Source organism: Parasedimentitalea nitratireducens (assembly GCF_057444295.1).
Genome location: NZ_JBYAXC010000002.1, coordinates 541,009 through 562,951 on the forward strand (window position 1 = coordinate 541,009; position 21,943 = coordinate 562,951).

22 protein-coding genes are annotated in these 21,943 nt (G+C 54.8%); 13 read left to right on the plus strand and 9 right to left on the minus strand.

The window, feature by feature from the left end; genetic code table 11:
* Positions 1-157 precede the first annotated feature (157 nt).
* The 5 genes from AC2T28_RS08310 to AC2T28_RS08330 all read left to right on the plus strand — a co-directional run bounded on the left by AC2T28_RS08310 (position 158) and on the right by AC2T28_RS08330 (position 5,205).
* Positions 158-496 (plus strand): P-II family nitrogen regulator, encoded by a 339-nt coding sequence (locus AC2T28_RS08310; protein WP_037309951.1) that lies wholly within the window; start codon positions 158-160, stop codon positions 494-496.
* A gap of 48 nt (positions 497-544) precedes the next feature.
* Complete coding sequence (gene glnA / locus AC2T28_RS08315) at positions 545-1,951, plus strand: type I glutamate--ammonia ligase (RefSeq protein WP_486748504.1); 1,407 nt, start codon at positions 545-547, stop codon at positions 1,949-1,951.
* A 128-nt stretch (positions 1,952-2,079) separates the two neighbouring features.
* On the plus strand, positions 2,080-3,330 hold the full coding sequence (locus AC2T28_RS08320; RefSeq protein ID WP_486748505.1) for an Hsp70 family protein: 1,251 nt from the start codon (positions 2,080-2,082) through the stop codon (positions 3,328-3,330).
* Positions 3,331-3,414: 84 nt separating this feature from the next.
* Positions 3,415-4,209, plus strand: coding sequence for a lytic murein transglycosylase (locus AC2T28_RS08325; protein ID WP_486748506.1), 795 nt, complete (start codon positions 3,415-3,417; stop codon positions 4,207-4,209).
* A gap of 309 nt (positions 4,210-4,518) precedes the next feature.
* Entirely contained in the window at positions 4,519-5,205 is a 687-nt protein-coding gene (locus AC2T28_RS08330; protein ID WP_486748507.1) for a hypothetical protein, read from the plus strand.
* A gap of 12 nt (positions 5,206-5,217) precedes the next feature.
* On the opposite strand, the gene AC2T28_RS08335 is transcribed toward AC2T28_RS08330, so the two are convergent.
* A complete protein-coding gene (locus AC2T28_RS08335; RefSeq protein ID WP_486748508.1) occupies positions 5,218-6,003 on the minus strand; it encodes a heme-dependent oxidative N-demethylase family protein in 786 nt (261 codons plus the stop codon).
* Between the two features lie 142 nt (positions 6,004-6,145).
* Between AC2T28_RS08335 and dddP the strand changes: the two genes are divergently transcribed.
* Positions 6,146-7,486, plus strand: a complete 1,341-nt coding sequence (dddP, locus tag AC2T28_RS08340) for a dimethylsulfonioproprionate lyase DddP (protein WP_486748509.1) — start codon at positions 6,146-6,148, stop codon at positions 7,484-7,486.
* An 80-nt stretch (positions 7,487-7,566) separates the two neighbouring features.
* Here dddP and AC2T28_RS08345 read toward each other — a convergent pair whose 3' ends face one another.
* Together AC2T28_RS08345 and AC2T28_RS08350 are read right to left on the minus strand one after the other, a co-directional pair.
* Entirely contained in the window at positions 7,567-8,571 is a 1,005-nt protein-coding gene (locus AC2T28_RS08345) for a Hint domain-containing protein (RefSeq protein ID WP_486748510.1), read from the minus strand.
* A complete protein-coding gene (locus tag AC2T28_RS08350; protein WP_486748511.1) occupies positions 8,562-9,419 on the minus strand; it encodes a hypothetical protein in 858 nt (285 codons plus the stop codon). The genes AC2T28_RS08345 and AC2T28_RS08350 overlap by 10 nt, the downstream gene beginning before the upstream one ends.
* A 254-nt stretch (positions 9,420-9,673) precedes the next feature.
* Here AC2T28_RS08350 and AC2T28_RS08355 point away from each other — a divergent pair, with 254 nt between their 5' ends.
* On the plus strand, positions 9,674-10,903 hold the full coding sequence (locus AC2T28_RS08355) for a bifunctional alpha/beta hydrolase/OsmC family protein (protein ID WP_486748512.1): 1,230 nt from the start codon (positions 9,674-9,676) through the stop codon (positions 10,901-10,903).
* A 500-nt stretch (positions 10,904-11,403) separates the two neighbouring features.
* On the opposite strand, the gene AC2T28_RS08360 is transcribed toward AC2T28_RS08355, so the two are convergent.
* The 5 genes from AC2T28_RS08360 to AC2T28_RS08380 form a co-directional block, all read right to left on the minus strand.
* On the minus strand, positions 11,404-11,970 hold the full coding sequence (locus AC2T28_RS08360; RefSeq protein ID WP_486748513.1) for a hypothetical protein: 567 nt from the start codon (positions 11,968-11,970) through the stop codon (positions 11,404-11,406).
* 201 nt (positions 11,971-12,171) lie between these two features.
* A complete protein-coding gene (locus AC2T28_RS08365; RefSeq protein ID WP_486748514.1) occupies positions 12,172-13,677 on the minus strand; it encodes a TIGR01777 family oxidoreductase in 1,506 nt (501 codons plus the stop codon).
* Between the two features lie 2 nt (positions 13,678-13,679).
* A complete protein-coding gene (locus tag AC2T28_RS08370) occupies positions 13,680-14,321 on the minus strand; it encodes a DUF4166 domain-containing protein (protein ID WP_486748515.1) in 642 nt (213 codons plus the stop codon).
* A 71-nt stretch (positions 14,322-14,392) separates the two neighbouring features.
* Positions 14,393-14,953: a GbsR/MarR family transcriptional regulator gene (locus AC2T28_RS08375; RefSeq protein ID WP_486748516.1), complete on the minus strand. Its 561-nt coding sequence runs from the start codon at positions 14,951-14,953 to the stop codon at positions 14,393-14,395.
* Positions 14,954-15,074: 121 nt separating this feature from the next.
* On the minus strand, positions 15,075-15,842 hold the full coding sequence (locus tag AC2T28_RS08380; RefSeq protein WP_486748517.1) for a hypothetical protein: 768 nt from the start codon (positions 15,840-15,842) through the stop codon (positions 15,075-15,077).
* A gap of 233 nt (positions 15,843-16,075) precedes the next feature.
* Between AC2T28_RS08380 and purB the strand changes: the two genes are divergently transcribed.
* The 6 genes from purB (at position 16,076) to AC2T28_RS08410 (ending at position 21,094) form a co-directional block, all read left to right on the plus strand.
* Positions 16,076-17,380, plus strand: a complete 1,305-nt coding sequence (purB, locus tag AC2T28_RS08385; RefSeq protein ID WP_486748518.1) for an adenylosuccinate lyase — start codon at positions 16,076-16,078, stop codon at positions 17,378-17,380.
* Positions 17,381-17,513: 133 nt separating this feature from the next.
* Positions 17,514-17,948 carry a hypothetical protein gene (locus tag AC2T28_RS08390; RefSeq protein ID WP_486748519.1) on the plus strand — a complete coding sequence of 145 codons (435 nt, stop codon included), beginning with the start codon at positions 17,514-17,516 and terminating at the stop codon, positions 17,946-17,948.
* Positions 17,949-18,078: 130 nt separating this feature from the next.
* On the plus strand, positions 18,079-18,234 hold the full coding sequence (locus AC2T28_RS08395; protein WP_486748520.1) for a chitin-binding domain-containing protein: 156 nt from the start codon (positions 18,079-18,081) through the stop codon (positions 18,232-18,234).
* 108 nt (positions 18,235-18,342) lie between these two features.
* Positions 18,343-18,876: a tetratricopeptide repeat protein gene (locus AC2T28_RS08400; protein ID WP_486748521.1), complete on the plus strand. Its 534-nt coding sequence runs from the start codon at positions 18,343-18,345 to the stop codon at positions 18,874-18,876.
* 76 nt (positions 18,877-18,952) lie between these two features.
* Positions 18,953-20,056, plus strand: coding sequence for a flagellar motor switch protein FliG (locus AC2T28_RS08405; protein ID WP_486748522.1), 1,104 nt, complete (start codon positions 18,953-18,955; stop codon positions 20,054-20,056).
* A gap of 111 nt (positions 20,057-20,167) precedes the next feature.
* A complete protein-coding gene (locus AC2T28_RS08410) occupies positions 20,168-21,094 on the plus strand; it encodes a lysophospholipid acyltransferase family protein (RefSeq protein WP_486748523.1) in 927 nt (308 codons plus the stop codon).
* Positions 21,095-21,097: 3 nt separating this feature from the next.
* Here the strand turns inward: AC2T28_RS08410 and AC2T28_RS08415 are convergent, their stop codons facing one another.
* Positions 21,098-21,799: a DUF1223 domain-containing protein gene (locus AC2T28_RS08415; RefSeq protein WP_486748524.1), complete on the minus strand. Its 702-nt coding sequence runs from the start codon at positions 21,797-21,799 to the stop codon at positions 21,098-21,100.
* Positions 21,800-21,943 lie beyond the last annotated feature (144 nt).

Consider the following 21,943-nt stretch of genomic DNA (forward strand, 5'->3'; position numbering starts at 1 on the left):
TCGATTCAATTTCGCACATTATTTAGGCGCAGCGCCCTTAAATCAGGCAGGCACCCGCCGAGCAATTGCGGATTTCCTACCTTTGGTCACGGTATACATTGCTGTTCCTAATAAGAAGTGTTCTGACCGTCCTCGACAAGCTGTGAGGAGCCCGAGAATGAAAAAGATCGAAGCCATCATCAAACCGTTCAAGCTGGACGAGGTGAAGGAAGCGTTGCAGGACGTCGGTGTACAGGGTCTCTCCGTCATCGAGGTCAAAGGCTTTGGCCGCCAGAAGGGTCACACAGAACTTTATCGCGGTGCCGAATATGTGGTGGATTTTCTGCCCAAGGTGAAAATCGAGGTTGTGCTGGACGACGATCAAGTCGACGCCGCCATCGAAGCCATCGTTGACGCCGCCAAAACCGACAAGATCGGTGACGGTAAGATCTTTGTATCTCCTGTCGAACAAGCCATTCGCATCCGCACCGGCGAGACCGGTTCAGACGCGCTGTAAAATACAGCACTCACCTATACAGACCATAATATCAGAAGGACCAAGGGAATGAGCATAGCGTCAGTTCTCAAGACACTCAAAGACGAAGATGTGGCTTATGTCGACATCCGTTTCACCGATATTCGCGGCAAGTTGCAGCACGTCACTGTTGATGTGGATCTGGTAGACGAAGACTTCCTTGAGGAAGGCTTTATGTTCGACGGCTCCTCCATCGCAGGCTGGAAATCGATCGAAAACTCCGACATGAAACTGATCGCAGACACCACAAGTGCCTATATCGATCCGTTCTATGCTGAAAAAACCCTGTGTATCCACTGCTCGATCGTTGAGCCGGACACTGGCGAAGCCTATGAGCGTGACCCACGTGGTACAGCTCAGAAAGCCGAAGCTTACCTGAAGTCCTCGGGCATCGGCGACGTTGCTTATATGGGTCCAGAAGCTGAGTTCTTCCTGTTTGACGATGTTCGCTTCTCGAACTCGATCAACAAAGTGTCTTACGAAGTTGACGCATCGGATGCGTCCTGGAACACCGACACCGAGTATGAAATGGGCAACATGGGCCACCGCCCTGGCGTCAAGGGTGGCTACTTCCCAGTTAACCCAATCGACGAAGCTCAGGACCTGCGTTCGGAAATGCTGTCGACCATGAAGCGTCTGGGCATGAAAGTGGACAAGCACCACCATGAGGTTGCTTCGTGCCAGCACGAGTTGGGCCTGATCTTTGACAGCCTGACCAAACAGGCCGACGAGCTGCAGAAGTATAAATATGTGATCCACAACGTGGCCCACGCATACGGCAAATCCGCAACCTTCATGCCTAAGCCGATCTATGGCGACAACGGCACCGGCATGCACGTGAACATGTCGATCTGGAAAGACGGCAAGCCCCTGTTTGCTGGCGACAAATATGCTGATCTGTCGGACGAGGCGATCTACTTCATTGGCGGCATCCTGAAGCACGCCAAGACCCTGAACGCCTTCACCAACCCGGCGACCAACAGCTACAAGCGTCTGATCCCAGGCTTTGAAGCCCCAGTTCTGCGCGCCTACTCGGCTCGTAACCGTTCGGGTTGTGTTCGGATCCCATGGACTGAATCGCCAAAAGCCAAGCGCGTCGAGGCTCGCTTCCCAGATCCAGCCGCCAACCCATACCTGTGCTTTGCCGCGCTGCTGATGGCTGGCCTGGACGGCATCAAGAACAAGATCAATCCTGGCGAAGCCATGGACAAGAACTTGTACGACCTGCCTGCTGAGGAACTGGCTGACATCCCAACCGTATGTGGTTCGCTTCGCGAAGCGCTGGAATGCCTGGCTGACGATCACGACTTTCTTCTGCAGGGCGACGTGTTCACCAAAGACCAGATCGACGGCTACATCGCACTGAAGATGGAAGAAGTTGAACTGTTCGAACACACACCTCACCCTGTTGAGTTCGGCATGTACTACAGCTGCTAAGCCAACGGTGCGTGCAAGCACGCACCCTACTCAGTTTCAGAGCGTCCCATTTGGGGCGCTCTTTTTTGTTGCCCTTGCCCCTTGCTCGCTGTATCCCCGCGCCTTCCCGCTGATGACAGGAGATCGAGATGAGCGCCCCCAACACCCTTGGTATCGACTTTGGAACCTCGAACTCTGCCGCCGGTATTGCGGTGAACGGCAAGCCCTGGCTGGTCGAACTGGAGCCCGGTGAAAAGACCCTGCCAACCGCCGTGTTCTTTGAGGAGCAACCGCGCCGTATGCGGATTGGGGCAAGTGCAACCGAGGCTCTGATATCTGGCGAAGAAGGCCGGTTTATGCGGGCGCTGAAAAGTCTGCTGGGTACACCGCTCTTGCGCGAAAAACGGCGGATCCATGGGGAGCGGATCGATTTCATCGAAATCATCGCCCGTTTCCTACGCGAGGTGAAAACCCGCGCCGAGGCGGCAACCTATCAAGAATTCACCCATGCCCTGTCAGGCCGCCCCGTGCGCTTTCACAGCAAAGATGAAGCCCGCAATGCCCAGGCTGAGATTGACTTGCGTGATTGCTATCTGGCTGCCGGGTTTCAGGATGTGCAGTTCATGTATGAACCCGAAGCCGCAGCACGCGCTACGGTCCCGGATGCCGGAACCGGACTGATCGTCGACATTGGCGGCGGTACCTCTGACTTTTCGCTGTTTCAACAACAGCCAAACGGCGAGACAGAAATTTTGGCCAGCTATGGTCTGCGTGTTGGTGGCACTGATTTTGACCGACGTCTGAGCATTGACCATGTGATGCCGCTGTTGGGCCGTGGCAGCGCCATTCGCAATGCCTTTGGCGGCGGCACCCTGCCCGCACCGGCCAAGATTTTCAACGATCTGGCAACCTGGCAGATGATCCAGTTTCTGTACGCAGCTGACAGTCGCCACAAAGCACAGGATCTGGCCAGCCATGCAGCAGAACCCGAAAAACTGGCGCGACTGGTTGCCGTGCTTGAGGATGAACTGGGCCATGATCTGGCCTTTGCCGTTGAGCGCGGCAAGATCCAGAGCAACCAGCCAGACCACCCTGCCCCGCGTATTGACCTTAAAGACCTGGAGCGGGGGCTGCATGTGCCGCTATCTGCAGACTTGGTCCACCTGTCCCTGGATGCGCTGGTGGGCGAAATCGCAACCGGAGCCAACGAGATTTTGAATCTCGCAAGCCTCAACGCAGCGCAGGTTGATCGAATTGTCCTGGTTGGAGGTTCGTCCTTGATGGGCGCAGTTGAGCAGCAAATGCGACAGATCTTTCCGGATGCCAAAGTCCATAAATCGAACGCGATGACTGCCGTTGGTGATGGGCTGGCCTTGTCGGCAGCCTCTGCTTTTACCTAAGCACGCAGACTTGGCACAATTCAGTGGCTTTTCGGCACCCAGGCACTAGGCTCAAGGGAGTTCATTTTTGCAAAGGCCTGTATTATGCGTCTGTCCCTGGTGTCCACCCTGTTCTTTTTTAGCCTTGCTGCCCCGGCGATTGCTGCCCCTTGTGGCAACACTTCCGCCGGATTTTCAACCTGGAAAGCCGATTTTGCCCGCGAAGCGAAACGCGCTGGTGTGAAAAAGCCCGGATTGCAGGCGCTGGCCAATGCGGAATACGCCAACCGCACCATCTCAGCGGACCGCAATCAAAAGAGTTTTCGCTATACACTTGAAAAATTCATGGAGATCCGCGGCTCGACAACCATCGTTGCACAGGGACGTCGGCGCAAAGCCCGCGATCCGGGGTTCTACGCCGCACTTGAAAAGAAATATGGCGTTCCCGCCGGCGTGTTGATTGCCATTCACGGCATGGAAACCGCCTTTGGCAACTTTATGGGCGACAGTCAGGTTGTCTCGGCCATTACCACTTTGGCCTATGACTGCCGCCGCTCTGACTTCTTTGTTCCCCATGCCATTGGTGCACTTAAACTGGTGGATCGCGGCGGTATTACCCCTGCCACCCGTGGTGCCAAACATGGCGAGCTGGGTCATACTCAGTTTCTGCCCGGAAACGCGTTGAAATACGGCGTCGATTGGGGTGGCGATGGCCGGGTCGATTTTTACGACATGGGGGATGCCCTGGCCACGACTGCCAACTATCTGCGCAAGAAAGGCTGGAAAAAGGGCAAAGGCTATCAGCCGGGTGAGCCGAACTACATAGTCTTGAAGACTTGGAACGCCGCTACGGTGTATCAGCAGTCCCTAGCCATCATGGGCGCGCAGATCGACCGCTAGACACAACTGTCTGTTTTGTAGTCTGGAAACAATCACCAAGGTCCGCCCAAAAACAATCCTTGCAACAACACCCTGATTGTAATGGCTTTGGCAGCAATATGGCCATTTACTGCCAAAGTTCGGCCTTATTCGACACACACAAGAACCACAAGAGGCTGCAACCTGCTGTATTTATACAATTTATTCATAAATTTATAGAATTCAGAAAATCAAAACAATCTCTTAGTATTTCCGCCAATCCCGCCTCACTTTTAGCGTTTTCGACTTCTATTGTTTCCTTAGAAGCAACCCGAGCGGAGGATCCTGACGGTGGCCCATGTAACAGAATTTCATGGTGGACTCGTATTCTACGGAACACCCGGTAGCGCACTGGCCAAGTGTAGCTGCATCATAGCCGATACGCTGGAAGAATACGGCCATTCGGTAGACCAATTCAGCGCGCTGGCAGGTGATGCCATTTCGCTGGCTTGCGATCAGTACCGCCTTGTTTTGCGCATGTCAGACCTGTCTGCGGAAACATCGCCAGAAACAGATCAGACAGAACTGCAACGCGTCATCCTGACCCTAAAACCAAGTTTCCCACGCTATTGCGATCAGGAGCTAAGCGAAATGTTGATGGCGATCCTGCTCTACCGGATTGCGCCGGTGCTTGACGCCGACGAAATTGAGTGGATGGACCCCAACGCCACCCTGACCACAGATCAGTTTATGAGCGCATTTTCCCATATTCGACCGGCCCATGATATGCTGCCCGACACCGAGGTTCACACGCGTTTTGCACCGGTCGAGGAAACCCTGGCTGATCTGGAACTGCATTGCCCCACAATGCCGGTCCGCCCCATCCGCGTAGAAAAGCCGATTGCTAAACTTGCCCCACATAGCCGATTTTCAGCTTGGGCCGGTGGCCTGATACAGACCAACCAAATGCGTTTGGCAGCACGTATTCCGCCGCTGGCGGCATGTGTCGTACTGTTCCAAAGTTCAGGAGTGGTCTGAACCCGCTCCGCGTCACCCTTCTGCTGGTGCATCTTCCCATTGCGCCAGCACATCAGATCGCGTTGCCATATAGGTGTGGATTGAAAACACAACCGCGCGGGTTTCAGGCAACCGCAATATCACCTGTTTTTCACTGCGCATAAACTCTGCATCTGACAAGTTTTTCTTATCCCGTGGCGCATACTGGCTTCGCGGTTGATGCAGGGATGGGTCATGATACCAAAGCGCATTGTAACGCCATAGTGGCCGCCCCGCCTGCACCCCATTGAACATCCGCTGAACCCGGGTTGCGATACCCTCGTCATAGCTGTCCACCGGCACGTGGATGCCCACCAGCGGCTTCATGAACTTTTCCGACAGCGTCCAACTGGCCGGAAAGCATAGCACCGCGCCTGTCATCACATGTTCGCCGCCCTGTTTCTCCAGAATGCAGAAATCTTGCTGGGTGATCCGCCCCAGCGTGCCCAGTGGATCTTCCCAGTTCAGATCCACCTGTCGCCCGTCTGCCCGCTTAACCACATCCATTGCACCCGGATATAGCTGGTCAAGTACCACCCGCAGCAGTTCTTGCGCGGCTGGCATTGCCGATTGATCCAGCATCAGCACATGCTCTCGGCTTTGTTCCAGCAACTTATCGCGCAGCTGCATCTGCCTGGCGAATGCATCATCCGGGATCAACCAGTCCTTCGGATTTAGCGGTTGCACGCCCGGCAAGGACTTGGATTGCAGAGGATTATGGGGGATCTGTTTTTGTAAAATGGGTTCCATGGATTTTTGCATATCACTCTTTGTCTTCATAGCCAGCCTTAGCTGCGACATTGTCCAAAAACTCTTGGCCCAATCCGACAAAAACGACCAGTTCAGGGGTCGTATTCAGCAAGGAAATCCGCGTAACCCTGACCCACGCTGTACACATCTGTGCAGTACCGGAGCAATCACCATGACGCCGCACTATCGTGAAACGCGCAAAATCGACCCAACCCGAGGGGCCACCCTTGGCGATGGCACCCCAAATGACAGCAACCGGATCGAAATCGGCCCCACCCAACTGGCCTTTACCGAATGGGCCGAGGCAGGCTTGGTCCTCCCAGATTTACCAAGCATGCGCAACTATCGCTGGCAGCGGTTAACCCGGGCGCTGGTAGATCGAGGCTATGGCGGGTTGCTCATGTTCGACCCGCTCAATATTCGCTACGCCACCGACAGCACCAACATGCAGCTCTGGAACGCCCACAATCCCTTCCGCGCCGTCTTGCTCTGCGCTGATGGTTACATGGTGATCTGGGACTACAAAAACTCGCCCTTCCTCTCGACCTTCAATCCGCTGGTGCGCGAACAACGCTCTGGCGCTGACCTGTTCTATTTTGATCGCGGCGACAAGGTGGATGTAGCCGCAGATGCCTTTGCAAATGAGGTGCGCCAAGTGATGCAAGATCATGCTGGATCAAACAAACGTCTGGCCGTCGACAAGATCATGCTGCATGGCCTGCGCGCACTTGAAACCCAGGGCTTCCAAATCAAGGATGGCGAAGAAGTCACCGAGAAAACCCGCGCCATCAAGGGGCCGGAGGAAATCCTGGCTATGCGCTGCGCCAATCATGCCTGCGAAACCTCTGTCGGCAAGATGGAGGAATTTGCCCGCGCCCACGTAGGCGATGGCAAAACCACCGAGGATGACATCTGGGCCATCCTGCACAGCGAAAACATCCGGCGTGGCGGCGAATGGATCGAAACCCGGTTGCTGGCCTCAGGGCCACGTACCAATCCCTGGTTCCAGGAATGCGGCCCCCGCATCACCCAGAAAAACGAGATCATATCGTTCGATACCGACCTGATCGGCTCTTATGGCATCTGTATCGATATCTCGCGCAGCTGGTGGATCGGTGATCAAAAACCGCGCGCTGATATGGTCTATGCGATGCGGCATGCCCATGAACACATCATGACCAATATGGAAATGTTGAAACCCGGCGTGATGATCCCCGAGTTAAGCGAGAGATGCCACAGACTCGACGACAAATTTCAGGCGCAGAAATACGGCTGCATGATGCATGGTGTCGGGCTTTGTGATGAATGGCCATTGGTTGCCTATCCAGACAAGGCCGTGCCCGGCGCTTACGACTACCCACTGGAGCCCGGTATGGTGCTCTGCGTCGAGGCCTGTGTTGGCGAGGATGGCGGTGATTTCTCCATCAAACTGGAAGATCAGGTGCTGATCACCGAAACCGGCTATGAAAACCTGACCCAATACCCGTTTGATGCAGCCCTAATGGGTTTGTGATCTCTTTGAACCCGAGGTTCCTCCCAACAGAGGGACCGAGACACCCAGTGGCGCGACAACGCCCCCACTGGATTGAGCCTTTAGCACTCCATCAATACTCGTGTTTCGTGTTGTTTCAGCGCCGGACGACATAGCGCACCAAAGGCCGCAACATCCGATGCGATTTCGGGAAATATCTGCAAAATCTCATCCCGCGCAGCACCAGACAATGACGCTTGAGCCATCGCTGCGGGCATCAGCGTTTCGCATTCCACACCATTTGCCCTGACCGTGTGATGCCCATCCAATAGGATGTGGTAATAGTCCACGCCTCCACCAACTGTGGGCTGTGAAATACTCTTATCGTTCAGCAGTGAAACAGCTGGAACCAGCACTTCACGCTCCCCAAACAACAACTCAGCGCGCCAGTCTCTCAGCAACACCCGATGTTGCGGAGAAAGCTGCAACTCCCGCTCAGGACACCCTGGCCCCAAACTATCCACAGCAAGCCGAACTGGGTTCAACTCGGGATGTGCCTGCAACTTGGCTTGATCCAAATGGCTGCACCCAACCCATAGAACCGGCCGCGCGATCCCACCGCCACAGACCACCAGATCATCACATTGCAGCTGCTCAATTGGCCGTTCACCCAAAGGTGTCAGAATTCGGCTACCACGCACAAAACAAACGACAATATTGACCACACCAGTACTATTGTCCGAGTCGGCGTCAATCGACACCGTGTGTTGCGCTCCATCCGTTCCGGTATATTGAAACGTCCAAACCGTACCAACGGTTGTGTAACTATCAAAGCCCGTGAAAACAAAGTTATCACCGGCGTCCATGCTTTTCACCGTGATGCTAAAATCGTCGTCGAAACCGGACAGGTCCATGTAAAAACTATCGTCTCCACCAGCCCCCGCGCCTTCTTCGGTGGCTGTCCCTTTACCAAAATTGGCAATCAGAACCTCAGAATTGAAATTTCCACCATCCTCAATTGTGACATTTTGATTGTCGTTTTTGTCCCCGTCGATCAGCTTGCTGCCTTCAAACTTACCATCTTCATCATCGACACCAAGTGTAAGGGTCAGGGTTTCTACAGCCATGATGCCCCCTCCTGTTGCGCCTGCCCCGCAACCGCACGCGCACAAAACAGAACACGGGCAACGGAATTCAACTCCTCCACAATCAACGCGCCCCGGTGTGCCCCTGCAAACCCCTCAGAATAAGCACGCAACACATCGCTGACATTCTCCGGAAAGCGCTCAATCAGCGCAGAGAACCCCATGATATAGTCCCACCCCCGTGGCCTCATGCGCGCCTGTTCAAAATCGCACCCAAAGACCTCCCCATTTCGCGACCAAACATAGTTATGAAACGCCTCATCATTGCGCGACAGCACACGTCCACACAAAGGAATATTTACCAAGGCATCCTTCATGTCCCATATTGGCCCATGGTCCAGCCCGGTTTTGAATTTAGACAAATAGCTGAACCAATTGCCACTTGCTGGCTGACTGGGCGCGACAGCATCAAATTTCGCCATCCAGCTCCCGATGATCGACGCCATCTGACACGGATCCTGTTCTGGCCTTTGCTCTTGATCAGCCCACTCGGTTAAAACAAACTGCAACTCATCTGAAAACGCCAGAATATCTGGCACCAGACCACTGCCAGACATTGCAAGCAACGCCCCCCGTTCCCGCCCATAAGACACAGCCCCATCTGCGCCATCAAAAACTTTTAGAAAACCTGTATAGCCGCTAGCCATGACCTTTAGACTGACCGCGCGCGGACCTGCCTTGATCAGTTGAAACTGGACCTCTTGCACCTCTGCCGTCCCGGTCAGGGTTTCGACGATTTGTGCAAAACAGTGGCCAAGACTGCGGCGCAATCGCTGCTGCCAATCCATACTACGGACGTTACGAGTCACAATTGGAGGTTCATCCAACATCACCAAATCCCATCAACTCACTAAACTCGGCGCCTGCCCCTTTTCCAACAACCAAAACGGAAGCAGGCAAACACCGCACACTTTTACGAGGTTATTGCGCAGTGGCTGAAAATATAGTTAACGGCTCGCGAAACTCCCCTCGCCGCCTTTTGCTCGCTCTGGTTCACCTTCCTGTGACGTAGATGCCAGGTGGGTTGTTTAATCGCAGACTGCTGCACACTCTAGGTCAACCCATTGCAGCAGAGTGCCATCCCATGCCCACAGAACGCATCACCTTTCCCGGTCACGCCGGAACCGATCTTGCAGCCCGCCTGGATCTGCCAGACGGACCACATTTAGCGACAGTCCTATTTGCCCATTGCTTTACCTGCTCCAAGGACATCCCCGCCGCCCGCCGCATTTCCGCCCGTCTGGCCGCCATGGGGATTGCCGTATTACGGTTTGATTTCACCGGTCTGGGCCATTCGGATGGAGAGTTTGCCAATACCAGTTTCAGCTCCAACGTCGCCGATCTGATTGCAGCGTCCCGTTATCTGGCAAACCGCGGCATGGCCCCTGATTTGCTGATCGGGCATTCTCTGGGCGGCGCTGCTGTGTTGCGCGCCCGCGCCGGCATCCCCTCCGTCAAAGGCGTTGTAACCCTTGGCGCCCCTTCCGACCCGGGCCATGTGGCGCATAACTTTGCAAATGCTCTGCCCGAGATCGAAAAACATGGCTCCGCCAGTGTCAGCCTCGGCGGACGGCCAATCACCATCTCGCGGCAATTTGTCGAAGATATCCGGGCTGAAACCCTGGAACCTGCCATTGCAGAACTAAAGGCCGCGCTTCTGGTGCTCCACGCTCCCCAAGATGCCACAGTTGGCATCGACAATGCCGCGCAAATATTCTTGGCTGCCAAACATCCCAAAAGCTTTGTAACACTGGATGACGCCGATCATCTGATCAGCCGAAACGAAGATGCAGAATATGCAGCTGGAGTGATTGCCGCCTGGGCTGGGAAATACATTGACCTCACCCCACCAGCCCCACCTCCCGGAGCGCCCGAGGGGATCTTGCGGGTGAACGAAGTCAGCCCCGATGGGTTCCTGCAGGACATCCAGTCTGGGCCGGACCATCACGCCCTGGCCGATGAGCCCCAGGCCTATGGCGGCAGCAATCGGGGTATGTCACCCTATGGTTTTGTCTCCGCCGGGCTGGGGGCCTGCACATCGATGACCATTCGCATGTACGCCCGTCGCAAGGGCTGGCCCCTAGACGGCATCAGCGTCGAGATCAGCCATGACAAGGTGCACGCGCAGGATGCAACAACTGGCAATCCTTCCCGCATCGACCAGTTCACTCGCGTGATCGAACTACAGGGCAACCTTACGCCCGAGCAACGCAACCGCCTGCTCGAGATCGCCGACAAATGCCCGGTCCACCGTACTCTGGAACACGGCGCACAGGTGGTGACCCGATTACAAACCGTCGCAATCCCAATGTGACGCTCTACCAGTTCAAGCGTAGCTCTCCCGCCGCCGCTCGAAATATCTGCTAACGCAGATCCTCCGTGCGGAGTTGGGCGTAGCGCCGCGCATGCGCGGCGCTACGCCCAACGGGAGGCGCACCTCCGGCAGGAGGTTGCCGACGGGCGGGAGTGCATCGGTGCGTCAACGACGCGGCATCGGCCGGGCAACTGGTGGTCGATGAATAGGCGGCCGCACTACTGGTGGCCGGGCGATGGGTGGCCTTGCAATTGGCGGCCGCGCGATGGGCGGTTCCGGTCGCGGTGGCCGTTCAATTGGATGTTCGGGCTTTGGCGGTTTGGGCGGACGTGGTGGTCGCGGATAACCGTTGTAATAGTCATTCCACAGCAAGCCATCATAATAAGCCCCTCCGCTTGAGGTCGCATTGGGATCACATGCGGACAGGCCAATTACGCTACCACCCAGCAGCAAGGCCAGCCCAATCTTTCTCAAGTTCAAACAGATCATCTCAAGCCCCCTCACCGCACAGCCCGGAACGAGGCAAACACCGCGTTCACATCAGATACCAGCTCTGGGTTCACCCCGGCCTCCATCACTACAACTGCAACAGCCATACGGTCGCGCGGCAAATCAACTACCACAGCGGTAAAACTCACCGCCTTGCCGTCACGGCGCCCGGTTCCGGTCACACGCCCGGCTGGCAGACCGTCAATGGAGATCCGCTCGCGCTCCTGTACTTGCGGGTCTTTCACAAGAAAGGGCCCAACGCCGCGCAGATACTCCAACGCGTCGTCAAAGGTGCGCACCCCATGGGGGGAGATAAACCCAAGCCAAATACCCGCATCCGCCACAGGTTTGAGACCAATCAGCCGGTTGATATGACGGGTTTCATCCAGTCCCGGCGCAGTCAGGCTACGTCCGCCCCCAGCACGCGCGCTCCAGAAATCGGGCACATTCAGCGTGAACAAAGCCTGACCGTCAGTCTTATAGGTGACTGGCATATCGGCCAAAGATACATTTGGCGCCAGGGCAGTTGCGGCGATTATCCCGCCGACCCCAGCCCAAGTGCGGAACAAATTGAACATTCCCGCGTCTCCTTAAATACAAAACTTGCGGGAAAAACAACCGCAACAGAAAAACTGAGGCGAGTTAAGAACAGATCACAAAATATGGAAAGGTAATTTTATCGCTCATCAGATGGAGCAGGCAACAAATCGCAACTTTCAACAGTTGCGCCCCCTGGAACTAGGGGCGCTCTGCATATCTTCAGAACGCCCGCCGATAAGTTAGCTATCGACCTTCACCGGAGTCTGCGAAGTGCGCCCGGACTGTTCGTGTTGGACGGTCTTGGACCCTGTGATTTTAGTCAACATCGGCAGCAGCTTTTGATACTTAAAGACAAAACCGTGCTGCAACAATTTCGATGGAACCACCCGCTGGCCACCCAGCATGGTCTCGCGCCCCATCTCTCCCAGAACTGTACCAAGCACCCATTCTGGGAAACGCAATAGGACAGGACGGTTCAGGGCCTGGCCAAGGGCGCTGGTGAACTCCTTGTTTTGCACAGGCTCAGGCGCGGTGGCGTTCACGGGTCCCTCAACTTGTGAATTGCCAATGGCAAAGGCAATCACCCGGATCACATCGTCGTGCTCAATCCACGACATCCATTGCTGACCACTGCCCATAGCGCCGCCACCGCCAAACTCAAACGGGGTCAACAGTTTGGCCAGCATGCCGCCGTCAACCCCAAGCACTAGCCCAATGCGCAAGCATACAACGCGCAGGCCCTCTTTCTCGATGTCAGCGGCGGCGTTTTCCCAAGCCGAACAGACATCGTGTACAAATGCAGGTTTGGGACTGGCCTCCTCCGACAGCTCTTCATCATCTTGCAGCCCATACCAACCAATCGCCGATCCGTTGATCAAACAGTCTGGAGTCTGGTTCAGCCGCTGGATCAAAGCCCCAAGCGCTTGTGTCATCTCGACCCTTGAATTGATGATGCGCGCGCGTTTGCCTGCGGTCCACAGAGCATTGGCAACCGGTTCGCCGGCCAAATTGATGATGGCATCAAAATGGTCCTCATTATGGATCTGATCAAGGCTTGAGATCAGCCGCACCGGATGCGCCAAGCCGTCTTCTTTGCGTGGATTGCGCGTAAGAACAGTCACAAAATGGTCAGCACCAACCAGTGCCTCGACCAGTCGCTGTCCGATAAACCCGGTGCCGCCGGTGATCAGAATGTGCTGACGGGGCGGCAGATCAGCCACCAGGGCTGCTGAATCTCCTCGACCCAATCGATCGCTGCGCGAGGCGGCCAGCAGATCTCGGGCGCTGAACAGACCAACACCAATGGCCGACAGGGTCGCCATCACGCTCCACCAGCCATAATGGGTCATAACAATCTCTGACGGCAGCTGGGCCCAGGCCCAAAGATACGGCGCCGCTAAGGCAAGAATTGCGCCATAGTTCAGCGCCAACAGGGTATGGTTGATGCGTTCGGTACCCGGCAGTTTCCGGGTCAGATCCTCTTCAACAAAGTCCCAAAGGGTGATCATCACCTCTACCGCCAGCACAATGCCAAGGGCCCAGGCAAAGGCCCCGTGCAGCTCGGTCCAGGCGATACTCAGAAAGATCAGGGCATAGAAAAAGTTGCGTACACCGTGCAGGCGTAACTCGGTTTTTTGCGAGGCGCGCCAGGCCAGTCGCTCGGTGCCTTCGTGGTGCACAAGCGTGTCAAAGGCCCCCATAAAAACCTGGATCGCAATCAGCGTCCAAAGAACAGGATTGTCCATTGTTAATCCTCCATATCGTGGAAAAGGGCGTCCTGATGGATCAGCTCACCAAAGAGCCGACTGTTCAGGGAAAGTGAGAATAGGAACTGTGCGCCGCCAAGATCGCGGTGGGCGATGGTCAGGGCTCCGGGGCGCAGCCAGGATGGCAGGCGGAGCTTTCGACGCCCAAGTTGCAAAAAGTAGTGATCGCTTTTGAAGTACAGGCTTTCGCAATCCGCACTGACGCGCAGGGCCAAACCAATCCCGGCCCCAATGTATTCTTCAATACCGGTCGGCCCGGCAAACCGTTTAGAGCTGTGAACAACCTGGGGGAACCCAACGGCGCGGCCGTACTGGCGGATCCAGAACTGGCCGTCTCCTGCACTGTCTTCGGTCACGGACACCACAGCAGGCTGGCCAACCGAGGACATGTCATGGGGCAACGGGCCACCAATCAGGCGGCCAAGCTGTGCCAACAGACGACCGGCAAGGTTCATCCGCATGGCAACCACCCTGCCCTGATAAACAACGCTGGCTCCGCCACTTAGGCGTTTGCCAAACCGTGCGCGCACTTTTTTCGGAAGAGTGTCCCAAGCCTCTTGACCCAAGAGATTACTAAAACGCTGGTCGAGTAAGGTTTGGCTGGCGATATAATCCTGTCGCATTTGGCACCCTTTACTGTTGTATCGGTTATTTCTGTATTTAGAGAAATAGATTGGCAAAAAATTTTGTTAGGTTACTTGGTCTTCTTGTTCCCTATCGTCAGCAGCGACAATACCTTATCGCCCATCTTCATCAGCAGGGAGAGTTTCGACTTGGGAACATTCAACATCTGCTCAGACCAGTGATCCGCAGTTGTCAAAAACTCCTGCATTTCCCGCATCCGCTTCAGCACAACGGGGCTAAGGTTGGCTTCGTTGTCGGCCTGACCAACGCAGATATCTATGGCGCGCAGGGCTGGATCAATCTCACGCTCTTTGCGCCCTTTTGTGATCAGCAAAGCCATTTCCCAAACATCTACAACAGCCACAAAATGCTCGCGCCGGTCCCCGGCTACCGGAACCCGCTGGATCAAACGCCAGCCAATCAGTTCCTTCAGAGAATTCGAAACATTAGACCGCGCAATAGACAGCTCCTCGGATATCTGCTCGGCGTTCATTGGGGCCTCGCTCAGGAACAAAAGCGCATGGATCTGCGCAACCGAACGGTTCACACCCCACTGGCTGCCCATGTCACCCCAGTACAAAACAAACTGAGACTTTGCGGACGAATCTGATATGTCGGTAATTTCTGTCATGACAGAAACTTATGACATGCGGTCCCTAACGTCAAGCACCTCTCAGATCAACGGCACGAGTCCTGGCCTTCGTTGCACTAAAACCTTCGCGGCAAAGTCATCTAAGGTTCGGCCTGTACCCCTAACACGGCAGTACCGTGGCCACAGCATTGATAGCTAATTGCGTCAGCCTCCCCGACAAAAACAGCCAGTCTGCAAACAGGCAACACATTAGGATCATTGCCAGCTGATAGCCGGGTGCGGCCCAATCCTGAAACAGAATTGAATAGGCCCAGTTTTGGCCAAACAGATAGCCATAAGCCGCCCAGGCGGTATAGCCGGTCACGGCCACCGACATGGCCACGAAGCGCCAGTTCACATGGTTGCGAAAGATCACAAGCCCCATCATCAGAGACAGGGCCACGACATTGACCAAGGCAAACCGCCGCAGATCACGGATCAGACCGCGGACCGTAGTGTCGTACCGCTGAACGATAAAGTCCTGCAGGGTCACCTGCCCCACCCGATACTTTGCAGCCCGTTCCAGCAGGGATACATCAACGGCTTGCACCACCTTTGAAAAGTCACAACTCTTGGGACAATGATCAGACAGAGAGAATGCGATCAGCGCTGGAACCACCTGTTCCCGAACGGACTCAATCTGCTCGGCGTCTCGGTCAAACCGCTGCGCCAATGCCTGTAGACGACCAAACCCAGGAGTTTCGGCAATTCGACCTGTGCGCTCATCCCAGGCTGCTTTGGCTGCTTGTTCCACCTTGGCAATTGCAAAGGATTGAAGTCGAACCTCTACCTCTTTCTGATCTCCAAAGGTCACAACCACCAGGAACATCGACAAGAGCACCCCGGTTAGCTGCAACAATATAAGACCCCATTTCGAAACGACAGGCATAAATTGTGGCTCCACAAAATCTGTGTCTTCAAACGCTGTTTCCACCTTGCAGGCACCAAACTGGCCTGGCGGTATCAAATCATTTTCGAAACTTGCACAATTTCCAAGCAATGACACGCGCTAACATCCATATATTCCAGACAATATGCCCCACTCTGCCCCCTTCACCTTGTTGTTTTGCCCCACCTGATCTAAGAGGCGCGCATCCCGTCCTATTACAAAGGTCCTGGCCTATGATCCCTCGCTATTCCCGCCCCGATATGGTTGCCATCTGGTCTCCCGAAAGCAAATTCCGCATCTGGTACGAGATCGAGGCACATGCCTGCGAAGCCATGGCCAATATCGGTGTCATTCCGCGCGAAAACGCGGACGCAGTCTGGAAAGCCAAGGATGTTGAATTTGACGTCGCCCGCATCGATGAAATCGAAGCTGTCACCAAGCACGACGTCATCGCCTTCCTGACTCACTTGGCCGAACATGTTGGTTCCGAGGAAGCCCGTTTTGTGCATCAGGGCATGACCTCTTCGGATGTTCTGGACACCTGCCTGAACGTGCAGTTGGTACGTTCAGCCGATATCCTGATCAAAGACATGGACGGCTTGCTGGCAGCCCTGAAACGCCGAGCGATTGAGCATAAAGACACCGTTCGTGTTGGCCGCTCCCACGGTATCCACGCCGAGCCCACCACCATGGGCCTGACCTTTGCCCGATTCTATGCCGAAATGGACCGCAACCTGGCCCGTCTGAAACTGGCCCGCGAAGAAATCGCAACCGGCGCAATCTCGGGCGCTGTTGGTACGTTCGCCAATATCGACCCAGCCATCGAAGAGCATGTTTGTGAGCAGCTAGGCCTAAGCCCCGAGCCAATCTCGACCCAAGTGATCCCACGTGACCGCCACGCGATGTTCTTTGCCACTCTTGGTGTGATTTCCTCGTCCATCGAGAACGTCGCGACTGAGATACGCCACATGCAGCGCACCGAAGTGCTGGAAGGCGCCGAATTCTTCTCGATGGGTCAAAAAGGCTCGTCCGCGATGCCGCATAAGAAAAATCCGGTTCTGACTGAAAACCTGACTGGTCTGGCCCGTCTGGTGCGTTCCGCTGTGGTTCCAGCATTGGAAAACGTTGCCCTATGGCACGAGCGTGACATTTCACACTCGTCCGTTGAGCGCGCGATTGGTCCAGACGCCTGTGTCACCCTCGACTTTGCCTTGGCCCGTCTGACCGGCGTGATCGACAAGATGCTGGTGTTCCCAGAAAACATGCTGGACAACATGAACAAGTTCCCCGGCTTGGTGATGAGCCAGCGAGTTCTTCTGGCCCTGACTCAGGCCGGTGTGTCACGCGAAGATGCTTACTCTATGGTGCAGCGCAACGCGCTGAAAGTGTGGGAAGACCGCGTTGATTTCCGTGAACTTCTACTGGCAGATGCCGAAGTGGTCGCTGCCTTGGGCGAAGACGGCGTGAACGAGAAATTCGACATGGGTTATCATACCAAACACGTCGATACGATTTTCAAACGGGTCTTTGGCGAGTAAATTCAACAATATCTCTAACTTCAAACGCCTCGCATTTTTGCGGGGCGTTTTCGATTTGGACACCTTTAAGATAAGTCGAACGGTTCCACTAACGTGAGTAGCCGCCAGCCACTTCGGTTGTTAATAGTTAATATTGACAGTTCAAACCGTTGTTCACAAACTCTATTTCTTGCTGCTGAGCTGGCTGGTTACGGTTGGGCTGACATTTGAAGAGCTATCGCTGGGGCTCGCGCTCCACGGCAAATCCGGCCCGTATTACTGTCGAGAGCTCTTGAGTTCAGGGGGAGACGATGACGCCGCGATGATTTCCTTCATCCTTTTTGCGCTGCCTCTGCTCCTGAGATTGTTCCGCTATCGGCATAAGATCTCAGCCTATGAAGTTGCGATAGACTGGAGTTGTATTGGTATCGTGTGTTTCTCGCTCTTTTTGGCGAGTTCAGATTGTGCGTTTATTCTCTACACTGCATTTGTTGTGCCCGATTGGGTATTGGCCTCTGCGCTGCTAGCAATGCCAGCATCAATACTTCTTTCGAGCATATTGCGCTCCGATAATTATGGCGACTACTAAGTCAAAATCTTGCTTTTCTCGTTTCTGATACATGCTCAGAGTTTGACTTTTTCTCACACTGCCCGATCCGTTTTTGAAAGTACCGGAGATTTACGCTATACTGGTCCCATCTTCCCCACGGAGACCTGTTATGAGTATCAAAGTTGCGATCACCTCTCTATTGCTTGTTCTACCTGCATCCTATGCACTGTCCTGTTCAAACCATAGTAAACAAAGCCAATCCTGTGTGGCTGGTACCGTTTGGGATGCAGAAGCACAGAAATGCACCAAACAGGTGACGGGCTAGGGGCTGATCACCCTGTTGTGACAGGCTGACACCATAATTTTAATATCGCTGCTGCCTGGTTTCAGCTTAGGCTATGCCAACGGTATTGTTGGACGGGAAGTTTTTTTGATGCGCGCACTTTTAATCTGCCTCATGTGTTTGCCTGGATACACGTTTGCCGCCGGTGGCGGTGGCGACAGTGGTGCACCCAAACCGACTCAAACCACCAAAGAATGCCGCGGTGTGAAAGTCTGGGACGACAAGAAAAAGCGCTGCGTCCGACCAAAACAATCTTTCTTGAAAACAGACGAATTGTACGATGCGATACGTGAACTGGCCTATGCCGGGCGGTATCAAGACGCACAGGGCGTATTGCAGGCTCTATCAAATCAAAACGACGATCTCGCGCTGACCTATTGGGGCTTCACCCATCGCAAACTTGGCAATATGACACTTGCGAACACCTTCTATTCCAAGGCGATTGAGCAAAATCCAAACAACCTGCTGGCCCGGTCATATATGGGGCAAGGCTTTGTTCAGGATGGCATGCCAGCGCAGGCCTTGGCCCAATGGCAAGAAATCCGGTCGCGTGGAGGGGCTGGAACATGGGCTGAAATTTCGCTGCGTAAAGCAATGGAAACTGGAGACAATTTTAACTACTGATTTCAATCTTTCTTTACGGCTCCTGCTGTAATCTGCCTCAGAACCGAAGAAGAATCTTTTAGGCAGGGGCTCAAGAATGCAGCACGATATGGCCTTGGCGTTACCGTCAATGACAACACCGGATACCATGGGTGGATTTGATGCCATGGCACCAGCGACCTCCCCTTCAGGCTTGGACAGCAAGGCAAAAGCAGCCATTGTTGTGCGCCTGCTTTTGAACGAAGGCGCCGATATTCCAATTGAAGAGCTTTCAGATGAAATGCAGGCCTCCTTGACTCAGCAAATGGGTCGAATGGGCTTGGTCGACCGCGACACGTTGCATGCGGTTGCCAATGAATTTGCTGAAATGCTCGAAAATGTCGGCCTGTCGTTCCCCAACGGCCTGGCTGGCGCATTGTCCGCAATGGAAGGCAAAATTAGCCGCCAGACGGAACGCCGCCTGCGCAAAGAAGCTGGTGTACGCCAGTTCGGCAACCCATGGGAACGCCTGCGGGCGCTACCGGCTGAAGACTTGGCTGAACTTGCCGAAGCTGAAAGCACCGAAGTTGCAGCTGTTATGTTGTCAAAACTGGACACCGCCAAGGCAGCTGAAATGCTGATCCACCTTCCTGGCCCGGTTGCCCGCCGCATCACTTACGCTGTTCGCCAGACCGGATCGGTGACACCCGAAACGGTTGATCGGATTGGCCTGTCACTGGCCGCCCAGATCGAAGCACGCCCGGAAATCGCTTTTGACGAGACCCCAGGCGAGCGCATGGGCGCAATCCTGACCCAGTCGATGGCCGCGAAGCGTGAAGAAGTCCTGACAGCCTTGGATGAAGAAGACGAGGAATTTGCAACGGATGTGCGCAAATCCATCTTCACCTTTGCCATCATCCACCAGCGCGTCAGCGCAATCGACATTCCGCGCATCGTTCGACTGGTGCCACAGCCTGAAATGGTTACCGCCTTTGCTTATGCCGACATCGCCGGTGAAGACGAAAAGCAAAGTGCCGAGTTCATGCTGGCAAACATGTCTGGCCGGATGGCAAATAACATCCGCGATGAAGTGGCCGAAATGGGCAAAGTCAGAGCCTCGGTTGGCGAAGCTGCGATGTCAGCTGTTGTCAATGTGATGCGCGAACTGGTTCAGTCCGGTGAAATGCAAATGCGGTTGCAGGAAGATGACGAAGACGAGTAAGCTAGCGGCTCGCTACCGTCATTCGGCAGCGAGCCGCTTGTACCTGCGGATCGCCCAGCTTATGATCCGGGTTCCTGATCTTGTTTCAACTCCGCAGGTCCGCTTCCTTTCATGCCCATTGATCCCTCTGCTCTGTCTCCACTGGCACGCGCAAAATATCTGACAAGCAATCTGTTCTTGCGAGGCCTCATTGCTGGGGTTGGATGTGTCCCTTATCGCTGGCGTGTACCTGCAATGGGATGGCTGGTGAGCGCCGTGGCACCATTGGTTGGCTTTGATAAACGGGTTCGCGACAACCTGACCCTAACCTGCCCAGAACTTTCTCAGACCGATATTTCACGCCTGTGTCGCGAAGTTAGCAACAATGCCGGGCGCACCTTGATTGAGCTCTATGCCGGGCAACGTTTTCTAGATCGCGCCCATGCGGCCCCCATTTCAGGGCCCGGACTAAAAGCGTTGGAAGATGCCCGTGCCCAAGGCCGCCCAGTGATCTTGGTGACCGGTCACTTTGGCAATTATGATGCCGCCCGTTCCAACCTGATCAGCCGCGGTCATAAAATGGGCTCGCTGTACCGCCGTATGGCAAATCCATTTTTCAACGAACACTATGTGCGCACTATTGAGCAAATCGGCAAGCCGATGTTCGAACAGGGCCGCCGCGGCATGATGGAAATGGTGCGCCACCTCAAAAGCGGCGGCATCATTGCTATCGTTGCCGACCTGCATGCCCATGGCGGCAAGGAAATTGACTTTTTCGGCCAACCTGCGGTGACGTCAATTGTCCCGGCTGAACTGGCATTAAAATACAACGCCGCGATGATCCCGGTCTATGCAATTCGCCAGGACAACGGATTGGATTTTGAGATCACCATGCACGCTGAAATCCCACATTCCGATCCCGTAACCATGACCAAAGCAATTTGCGACGACCTGGAAGTTCTGGTGCGCAAACACATGGGGCAATGGTTCTGGATCCACCGACGCTGGAAACCATATATCGTTGAGAACAACAGCGAGAGCGAAGGCTCAACGCAATAGCGATCAATCAACGCGCGAGGCTGCCAGAATTGCGCCATACGCACCGCGCTGCACAAGAACGGCGGTAGACTGCGGCCCTTGAACAGGCACAGTAATGACTGTTTCTTGTTGCCCATCCCAAGTGCCAACCTGCTGCAAATTCTCAACAACATTGACATAGTCAAAATGCCTCCCCGCCAGTTCACCGCGAGAGATGGCGATGCTCTTTACCGGGGTGAACCTGACCAACTGCACCAATAGTTTCTCAGATGGCAGATCTTGCAAAGGGTTCAGGGCAACCTGCAATCCAGATTCGGTGCGATGTGTATCAACTGCTATAGCTGATGGGCGCTGCTGGTGTCGCGCAATGACATCAGCCAGTTCCATCGCATCGGCTCCAACCACATCTTCCTGCCCCATGATAACCATCTGTGGGGTGTAAATCATATTGCGGCCAGCCTCGTTGGCATAGCCCCTTTGGCGCACAGCATGCGCCGGATCCGCAAACTGATCTTTCCAGCCGATATAGTCCCAGTAGTCCACATGAAGCGCCAAAGGCAGCACATCATCGCGCTTGGTCAACCGATGCAACAATGCATCTGCTGGCGGGCAGGATGAGCACCCCTGCGAGGTAAACAGCTCGACCACTACCATCCGAGACTGCGCCACCACCGAAATTGGTATCGCAATAAAAATTGCGGCGATGATGGCTTTCCAGGGGGTCATTGCAGTTCCTTCTACGTGTTGCGTAAAACTGATCTATCTCTCCACTGTCAGCAAGGCCAATCAATCATTCTTGAAACCGAAGTGAGCGGATAAGCCGCCCATATCGAAATTCTGTGTACTATTGCATACAAATCACCGCGCCGC

Excerpts from the sequence above, each read along its gene's own strand:
- AC2T28_RS08345 (WP_486748510.1), bottom strand. The coding sequence starts at position 8,571 with ATGGCTGTAGAAACCCTGACCCTTACACTTGGTGTCGATGATGAAGAT.
- dddP (WP_486748509.1), top strand. The coding sequence starts at position 6,146 with ATGACGCCGCACTATCGTGAAACGCGCAAAATCGACCCAACCCGAGGG.
- AC2T28_RS08405 (WP_486748522.1), top strand. The coding sequence starts at position 18,953 with ATGCAGCACGATATGGCCTTGGCGTTACCGTCAATGACAACACCGGAT.
- purB (WP_486748518.1), top strand. The coding sequence starts at position 16,076 with ATGATCCCTCGCTATTCCCGCCCCGATATGGTTGCCATCTGGTCTCCC.
- AC2T28_RS08375 (WP_486748516.1), bottom strand. The coding sequence starts at position 14,953 with ATGACAGAAATTACCGACATATCAGATTCGTCCGCAAAGTCTCAGTTT.
- AC2T28_RS08350 (WP_486748511.1), bottom strand. The coding sequence starts at position 9,419 with ATGTTGGATGAACCTCCAATTGTGACTCGTAACGTCCGTAGTATGGAT.
- AC2T28_RS08365 (WP_486748514.1), bottom strand. The coding sequence starts at position 13,677 with ATGGACAATCCTGTTCTTTGGACGCTGATTGCGATCCAGGTTTTTATG.
- AC2T28_RS08400 (WP_486748521.1), top strand. The coding sequence starts at position 18,343 with ATGCGCGCACTTTTAATCTGCCTCATGTGTTTGCCTGGATACACGTTT.
- AC2T28_RS08320 (WP_486748505.1), top strand. The coding sequence starts at position 2,080 with ATGAGCGCCCCCAACACCCTTGGTATCGACTTTGGAACCTCGAACTCT.
- AC2T28_RS08395 (WP_486748520.1), top strand. The coding sequence starts at position 18,079 with ATGAGTATCAAAGTTGCGATCACCTCTCTATTGCTTGTTCTACCTGCA.
- AC2T28_RS08325 (WP_486748506.1), top strand. The coding sequence starts at position 3,415 with ATGCGTCTGTCCCTGGTGTCCACCCTGTTCTTTTTTAGCCTTGCTGCC.
- AC2T28_RS08360 (WP_486748513.1), bottom strand. The coding sequence starts at position 11,970 with ATGTTCAATTTGTTCCGCACTTGGGCTGGGGTCGGCGGGATAATCGCC.
- AC2T28_RS08415 (WP_486748524.1), bottom strand. The coding sequence starts at position 21,799 with ATGACCCCCTGGAAAGCCATCATCGCCGCAATTTTTATTGCGATACCA.
- AC2T28_RS08355 (WP_486748512.1), top strand. The coding sequence starts at position 9,674 with ATGCCCACAGAACGCATCACCTTTCCCGGTCACGCCGGAACCGATCTT.
- AC2T28_RS08370 (WP_486748515.1), bottom strand. The coding sequence starts at position 14,321 with ATGCGACAGGATTATATCGCCAGCCAAACCTTACTCGACCAGCGTTTT.
- AC2T28_RS08380 (WP_486748517.1), bottom strand. The coding sequence starts at position 15,842 with ATGCCTGTCGTTTCGAAATGGGGTCTTATATTGTTGCAGCTAACCGGG.
- AC2T28_RS08310 (WP_037309951.1), top strand. The coding sequence starts at position 158 with ATGAAAAAGATCGAAGCCATCATCAAACCGTTCAAGCTGGACGAGGTG.
- AC2T28_RS08335 (WP_486748508.1), bottom strand. The coding sequence starts at position 6,003 with ATGAAGACAAAGAGTGATATGCAAAAATCCATGGAACCCATTTTACAA.
- AC2T28_RS08410 (WP_486748523.1), top strand. The coding sequence starts at position 20,168 with ATGCCCATTGATCCCTCTGCTCTGTCTCCACTGGCACGCGCAAAATAT.
- glnA (WP_486748504.1), top strand. The coding sequence starts at position 545 with ATGAGCATAGCGTCAGTTCTCAAGACACTCAAAGACGAAGATGTGGCT.